This window comes from Vicinamibacteria bacterium (assembly GCA_035620555.1).
Classification (GTDB): Bacteria; Acidobacteriota; Vicinamibacteria; order Marinacidobacterales; family SMYC01; genus DASPGQ01.
In genome coordinates this window covers 1-6,425 of record DASPGQ010000274.1, presented here as the reverse complement: position 1 = coordinate 6,425, position 6,425 = coordinate 1, and the positions used below count along the sequence as shown (strand labels likewise).

The 6,425-nt window shown below is 63.1% G+C and carries 5 protein-coding genes; all 5 read right to left on the bottom strand.

Going from position 1 to position 6,425, the window contains the following annotated elements:
- Positions 1 to 121: 121 nt before the first annotated feature.
- Complete coding sequence (locus tag VEK15_11290; GenBank protein HXV61270.1) at positions 122 to 1,114, bottom strand: FAD binding domain-containing protein; 993 nt, start codon at positions 1,112 to 1,114, stop codon at positions 122 to 124.
- Entirely contained in the window at positions 1,111 to 3,501 is a 2,391-nt protein-coding gene (locus VEK15_11285) for a molybdopterin cofactor-binding domain-containing protein (GenBank protein ID HXV61269.1), read from the bottom strand. Before VEK15_11285 ends, VEK15_11290 begins: the two co-directional genes overlap by 4 nt.
- Positions 3,498 to 3,956: a (2Fe-2S)-binding protein gene (locus VEK15_11280; protein ID HXV61268.1), complete on the bottom strand. Its 459-nt coding sequence runs from the start codon at positions 3,954 to 3,956 to the stop codon at positions 3,498 to 3,500. The genes VEK15_11285 and VEK15_11280 overlap by 4 nt, the downstream gene beginning before the upstream one ends.
- Before the next feature lie 130 nt (positions 3,957 to 4,086).
- Positions 4,087 to 5,334 (bottom strand): putative porin, encoded by a 1,248-nt coding sequence (locus tag VEK15_11275; protein ID HXV61267.1) that lies wholly within the window; start codon positions 5,332 to 5,334, stop codon positions 4,087 to 4,089.
- A gap of 196 nt (positions 5,335 to 5,530) precedes the next feature.
- A partial coding sequence (locus tag VEK15_11270; GenBank protein ID HXV61266.1) for an efflux RND transporter permease subunit occupies positions 5,531 to 6,425 on the bottom strand: 895 nt, incomplete at its 5' end.

Here is a 6,425-nt window from a genome sequence, read left to right as displayed (position 1 = left end):
TCAGGTTAGCACGTATCACGTACTTCGCGCCGTATTCTGTTTGGACGACTTCGCTGACGGGAGCAACCAGGTGCTGCTCCCGCAGGTCGGACTCGAGTTCCGCCCACCCGCGTTTCCCTTCCTACACTCTACCCGCCAGCTCCCTTAGCGCGCGCGCGACATAGACCCGGGCCATCTTCTTGCGGTAGGCGTGGGTGAGATCGGTATTGTCCAGAGGTTTTGCGGGGCGGTAGGCGATGGCGGCCGCCTGATCGATTCGCTCGTCGGTCGGCCGATGGCCTTCGAGAAGCTTCTGCGCTTCCACCGCCTCGATGGGAGCGGACTCGACGGCGGTGAGCACGATGCGTGCCCGTTCGATGGTTCCGTCGCGCGCGGTCGCGAGAGCGGCGGCGACACCCAGGATGGGGAAGTCGATGCTGTCGCGACGCCTCAGCTTCAAGTAGGTCGCGCGCAGGCCGTTCGTCTTGGGGACCTGGATCTCGGTCAGGACCTCCTCGCGCTTCTTCTTCATGAAGTCGATGCCGTCGTGCCGATAGAGGTCTTTCACGGCCACTCGTCTGTCGCCTTCGGGGCCGACGAGCGTGCAGGTGGCACCGAGCGCGATGAGAACCGGTGCGGTGTCGGAGGAGCTCACGGCCCAACAGCGCGGGCTCGAAGGCGCCACCCAGCAGATCGCTCCGTCCTTCTTCATGCAGAAGTCGATGGCCGCCCGCCACTCGTAGGTCTGATTGTAGTAGTTGCAGCGCGTATCGACGCAAAGGTTTCCCCCGATGGTTCCCATGTTGCGCAGGATGGGAGAGCTCACCGAAGCGGCCGCCTTCGCCAGAGCGGGGTAGTGCTCTCCGAGCATCGAATTGTTCTCGAGCGCGGTGAGGGTGCGCAGGCCTCCGATGGTGATACCGGATTCGGGACTTCCCGTGAGCTCGCGGCCGCCCTCGAGGCCCCGGAGCCCAACGAGAACCCTTGGCTCGAACTGCCGTCGCTTCATGTTGGGGTACAGATCCGTGCCGCCGGAGACGGGCATGGCATCCTCGGGCGAGTAATCGGCGAGCATCTTCGCCGCCTCGCGCGCCGTCCTGGGCGCGAGATATCGAAACGGCGGAAGCCGCATCATAGCGGAGGCACCTCGACGGGCGGCGGAAAATCGTAGTCCGGAACTCTCGAAGCGGGTAGACGCCCTTCGAGAGCGCGCACGATCTTGTCGGGCGAGATCGGCGTTTCGTCGATCCGCACGCCGATGGCGTCATAGACCGCATTGGCAACGGCGGGAATGACCGGCAGAAGCGGGCCCTGACCGCACTCCTTCGCACCGTACGGACCTTCGGGGTCGAGGGTCTCGACGAGGATGGTCTCGACGGGCGGCATCTCGAGAAACGTGGGGCTCTTGTAATCGAGCATCGACGGGAGCTTGTGGACCCCGCGGCGGAACACCTGCTCTTCCATCAGCACTTCGCCGAGGCCCATGTAGACGCTTCCCTCGATTTGTCCGATGGCGAGAATCGGGTTGATGGGCTTGCCGACGTCGTGGGCGATCCAGATTCTTTCGATCCTGATGACGCCCGTCTCGGGGTCGACTTCGAGCTCCACGACACAGGCGGAGTAGCTGTAGGTCGCGCTCGGTCCGACGCCCGCCCCCTTGTACCGACCCGGCGAGCGCGGAGGCGTGTAGCTTCCCGTCGAGCCGAGAGTGCCGAATTTCGCCTCGGCGAGCACGACGGCTTCGGCGAAGTCCATGCCAACGTCGAGCTTCTCCTTGTCGAAGATCCGCCGGTGGGCCATGCAAAGCCGTTCGATGGGAACCTCGAGCTTTTCGGCGGCCTGTTCGAGAAGAAGCGGCTTCAGCCGCCGCGCCGCCTGGATTGCGGCCTGTCCCGTCATGAGCGTGACGCGGCTCGAATAGCTTCCGAGGTCGACGGGGGTGAGATGGGTATCGGCCGTCACCACGTGGACGTCCTCGACCTCGGTCCCCAGCTCTTCGGCGACGACGTAGGCTAGCACCGAGTCCGAGCCCTGGCCGATGTCGGTCGAGCCACAAAACGCCGTGACGCCCCCGCCACGGTCGAGCTTGAGCTGCACGCCGCTGTGGGGAAGCTCGTTCCAGTAGATGGGAAGTCCCGCACCGGTGATGTAGCTCGAGGCGGCGAGGCCGATACCGCGTCCGCGAGGAAGCTTCCCGCGCTTCTTCTCGAGCTCCGAGTGCTGGGCGACGCGCTCGAGGCACTCGGCAAGACCGACCGTTCGAAGCTTGAACTGATTGGCGGTGATCGAGAACGGCTCCACCACCCGCTCGAGCCTGATCGCGAGCGGGCTCTTGCCCAGCTCCTCGGCGATCTTGTCCAGATGGCACTCGATGGCGTAGCGGGGCTGCACCGTCCCGTGCCCCCGCTTGGGACCGCAGGGGGGCTTGTTGGTGAAGACCCGCAGGCCCTCGAACTTGTAGCGCGGGACCTTGTAGGTCACCGTCTGCAAGGCGCCCGTGTAATAGAGGCTCGCGACTCCGTAGCTTCCATAAGCGCCGCCATCCAGAAACGAGCGGAAGTGCATCGCGGTAATGTCGCCGTTCTTCTTGACTCCGGTCTTCACCCACATCTTCACCGGATGCCGTCCTCGGTGGCAGTAGAAGACCTCCTCGCGCGTGAGCGTCACTTTCACCGGACGTCGGGTCTTCATCGAGAGCTTGGCGACGACGATCTCGTGGTTGAAAGGATCGCTCTTGCCTCCGAAGCCGCCGCCATTGGGGCAAGCGATCACCCGGATCTTGGAGGGCGGCATCTCGAGCACCTTCGCCATCGCGCGGTGGACGTAATGGGGGGTCTGAGTCGAAGACCAGAGGGTGAGCTTCCCATCGGCCGTGAACGACGCCACCGCGGCATGCTGCTCCATGGGAAGGTGGGTGTTGCCCTCGAAGAAGAACGTGTCCTCGCGAACGAGGTCCGCTTCGGAGAAACCCTCGTCGACGTTTCCGAACTCGAGCGATACGGCCTTCTGCACGTTTCCACGGATGCGATCGCCCGAATGGATCGGCTCGCCCTCGGCATCGAGCGCGTCTTCGATCGACATGACCGGCGGAAGCACGTCGTAGTCCACGTCGATCTCGCGGAGCGCTCGTTCGGCGGTCTCCTCGTCGAGGGCCGCGACCGCGGCGACCGGATCTCCCACGAAGCGCACCTTGTCGGGACAGAGCGCGTGCTCGTCCTGGGAAACGGGCAGAATGCCGAAGGGAATCGGGAGCTCTTTGCCGACGAGAGTTGCGAGAACGCCTTCGATGGCTTCCGCCCGGCTGGTGTCGATCCGCCGGAGGCGGGCATGAGGATGCGGACTCCTCTTGATCTTGCAGAAGAGCATGCGCGGAAGCGCGATGTCGTCGGCGAAGAGCGTCTCACCCGAGACTTTGGCCATCGCATCGACTTTCACGTTGGGCTTGCCGATGATGGTGAGGGGCTCGGCGTCGCTTCCAGCAGGCGCTTTTTCGACCTCGGGCGTCTCGGTCTTCGTCGTCATCGCGAAAGCCCCGCGGCCCGTTCGACCGCCTGGACGATCTGGAGATAGCCGGTACAGCGGCAGAGATTTCCCGCCAGAGCTTGCCCGATGACCTCGCGCGTCGGGTGCGGTTCGCGGTCGAGAAGCGCCTTCGCGGCCAGAATCATCCCCGGCGTGCAGTATCCGCACTGGGCGGCCCCAGTTTCGGCGAAGGCGACCTGAAGCGGGTGATCCACACCCTCGATGGTCAGGATCTCGCGATCCTGATACTCGACCGGAAGCGCGAGGCAGGACAGGATCGGCTCTCCGCCGACGAGCACGGTGCAGGTGCCGCACTCGCCGAGCTCGCAGCCGTGCTTCGTGCCCGTGAGCCGGAGGTCCTCACGCAGAACTTCGAGAAGCGTCTTGTGCGGCGGCGCCACGATCTCGACACGCTCCCCGTTGACGTGGAGTCGCAGAAGGATCTTGTCGGCCACCCACGTCTACTGTAGCACTTCCTCGGGCTCGGCTCGTGACGGAGATAAGGAGGTGGCCGGGACGGATTTGTGCGCCACCTCCCTATCTCACCGCGTCGCCCCCCAACCTTTTTCTCGTGCCTCGTCGACGTTACCAGCTCACCAGGGCGTTCAGACGCAGACGGGTGATCCAGTCGTTGGGCCCATCGGTCTCCAACCTCTTATAGATGTAGTACGTTGCGTTGAGCTGCATCTTGTCGTAGAGCAGATAGTCCAGGGTCAATGTATGTTGACGATAATTCGTGGCGTAGGTAGTGTTGTCATGCGAGAAAGCAGCCAGAACGGCATCCTGGTAGGTCTGTGAGTACCCGTAGCGGTACCTCAGGTCGCCCCGGCTCGACTGCGGCCCGAGGAACGCGTCGAACCCGAAACCGTCCTCGTCGTCTGCGTTCCCGAAGTTCTTGACGTAATCGAAATGGAACCGGAAGGGGTAGCGTGCCCCGAATCCCCTGTAATCGATGAGGCCGACGACATCGAACAGGTTGAAATCCGAAAGGTAATTTCTGCCGTCTTCGGTCAAACGGTTGCCGCGGATGTCACCAGCGTCCGCGCGGATCAGGCTGTTGATGGTGTAGTCGTAGTAGGCGCCCGACAGGCGGATGCTCCAATCGGCGCTCGGTCGAATGGGCACGTCCACCTGCGCCCCCCACATGGAGCTGTCCGGGTCGATGGTGGACTCGTCCACGATGAAATACAGCCCGGTGAATTTCGGGGTGACCTTGTCGAGCCCGGAGAAAGTGTAACTTCCGCCTGCGCCTTGAGGGTGCACATCCCCGTCCCAGACGAGCTCGCTGGTTAGAAAGGGATTCGCGAACTTCCCTCCCGTGAGAAAGGCGCCCCGGTGGTTCAACGCGATATAGAGACGATCGAGGCTCACGGTGAGGGCGTCGGCGAAATCGCCGAAAGTCACGTCGGTCGAGTTTGGGTCGTCAGGGTCTCCCGAAGTGAGCCGAGCACCGAATTCGATCATGTCGTTGAACTTCTTCGTTGCTCCTGCGCGGAAGCGCCCAACTCCGCGGTTTCGCGGTTCCAGGCGATCGGGTATGTCACCTTGTTCCTGGTTGGTGGTTCTCTCATACCGCACCCGCACGTCACCGGAGAACTTCCACGCGTGAGGATCCGGCGCCTGGGCCTGCGCGGCGGGTGCTGATTCCTTGGCCTCTTCTTGCTCCTCGCCTTCCTCCTGCTCTTCCTCTTCCTTGGGCCTTTGCGTTTGCGCGCGCGCCAAAGAGATGAACGGGCTCGCGAGAAGGCCCAGGCCAACGAGTAACGCGATTACGAAACGGCGAGCACCGGTGGCCAGCCGCCAGGCAGTCTTCTCTTCTTGCTTTTCTTCCACTTCATCCCCCCAGTCAAGTGGCGTTCCACCACCCACTATTCGCGCGTTGTCAGGTTCGAGCCCACTCGGTCGGGGGACGAAGCGTGCTCATCGAACGGCGCCGCAGCAACGAAACGGCGTCGGAAACTACAAAGAAACTACCGGTAACCCGGCCCGGGGGAAGAGGCCCGTCGACCCCTTCCCCCGGTCAGTCAAGTCAAACCGCAGCCTTCAACCCGGTGCCTCCCCCGTTTCCATTGGCAAAACGAAGGTACAAAGAAGGCACCACGAACAGGTTGAGAAGCGTCGAAGTGATCAGTCCTCCCAGGATGACGACCGCCATCGGATGCTCGATCTCGTTGCCAGGAATTTGACCCGCGATCACGAGAGGCACGAGCGCCAGGCCCGTGGTCGTCGCCGTCATCAAGATGGGCGCCAGTCTTTCCCTGGCCCCGCGCAAGACGAGGTTCGCGCCAAAAGGCTCGCCCTCCTCCTGCTCGAGATGCTGGAAGTGATTGATCATCAAGATGCCGTTTCTCGCCGAGATCCCCAGAACGGTGAGGAAGCCGACGAGCGAGCCGAGTGAGATGACTCCATCGCCCATGTAGGCCGCGAGAACGCCGCCCACGAGGGCCGAAGGTAGCAACAAGAACGACAGCGTCGCCAGGCGGGCGTTCTTGAACGAGGTATGCAGGAGCAGGAAGACCGCGATCAACGCCACGATCGAGTAGATGAGCATCTTCCGCTGGACCGCGAGCCGCTCCGTGTACTCTCCCAGGAGCACAGGAAAATGCTCCCTGGGAAATTCGACGCCGGCCAGAGCAGCCCTCACGTCGTCGTAAACGGAACCGAGATCTCGATCTCGCACGTTGGCGCCGACGCTGATGCGCCGCTGGAGGTTCTCGTGCTCGATCACGTTCGGCGTTGGAGCGACCCGGACGTCCGCAACGTCCTGCAGCTGGATCTGGCTGCCGTCAGGCGTGTTGATCATCAGTTCTTTGATGTCGGTGAGGCTGTTGCGCGCTTCGGGAATGCTCCAGACGTTGACGTCGTACGTTCTGTGCGCGATATGGATGTCGCCCATTTCCTCAGCGGCGACGAGGGTCGTCGCG

Excerpts from the sequence above, each read along its gene's own strand:
- VEK15_11290 (HXV61270.1), bottom strand. The coding sequence starts at position 1,114 with ATGATGCGGCTTCCGCCGTTTCGATATCTCGCGCCCAGGACGGCGCGC.
- VEK15_11285 (HXV61269.1), bottom strand. The coding sequence starts at position 3,501 with ATGACGACGAAGACCGAGACGCCCGAGGTCGAAAAAGCGCCTGCTGGA.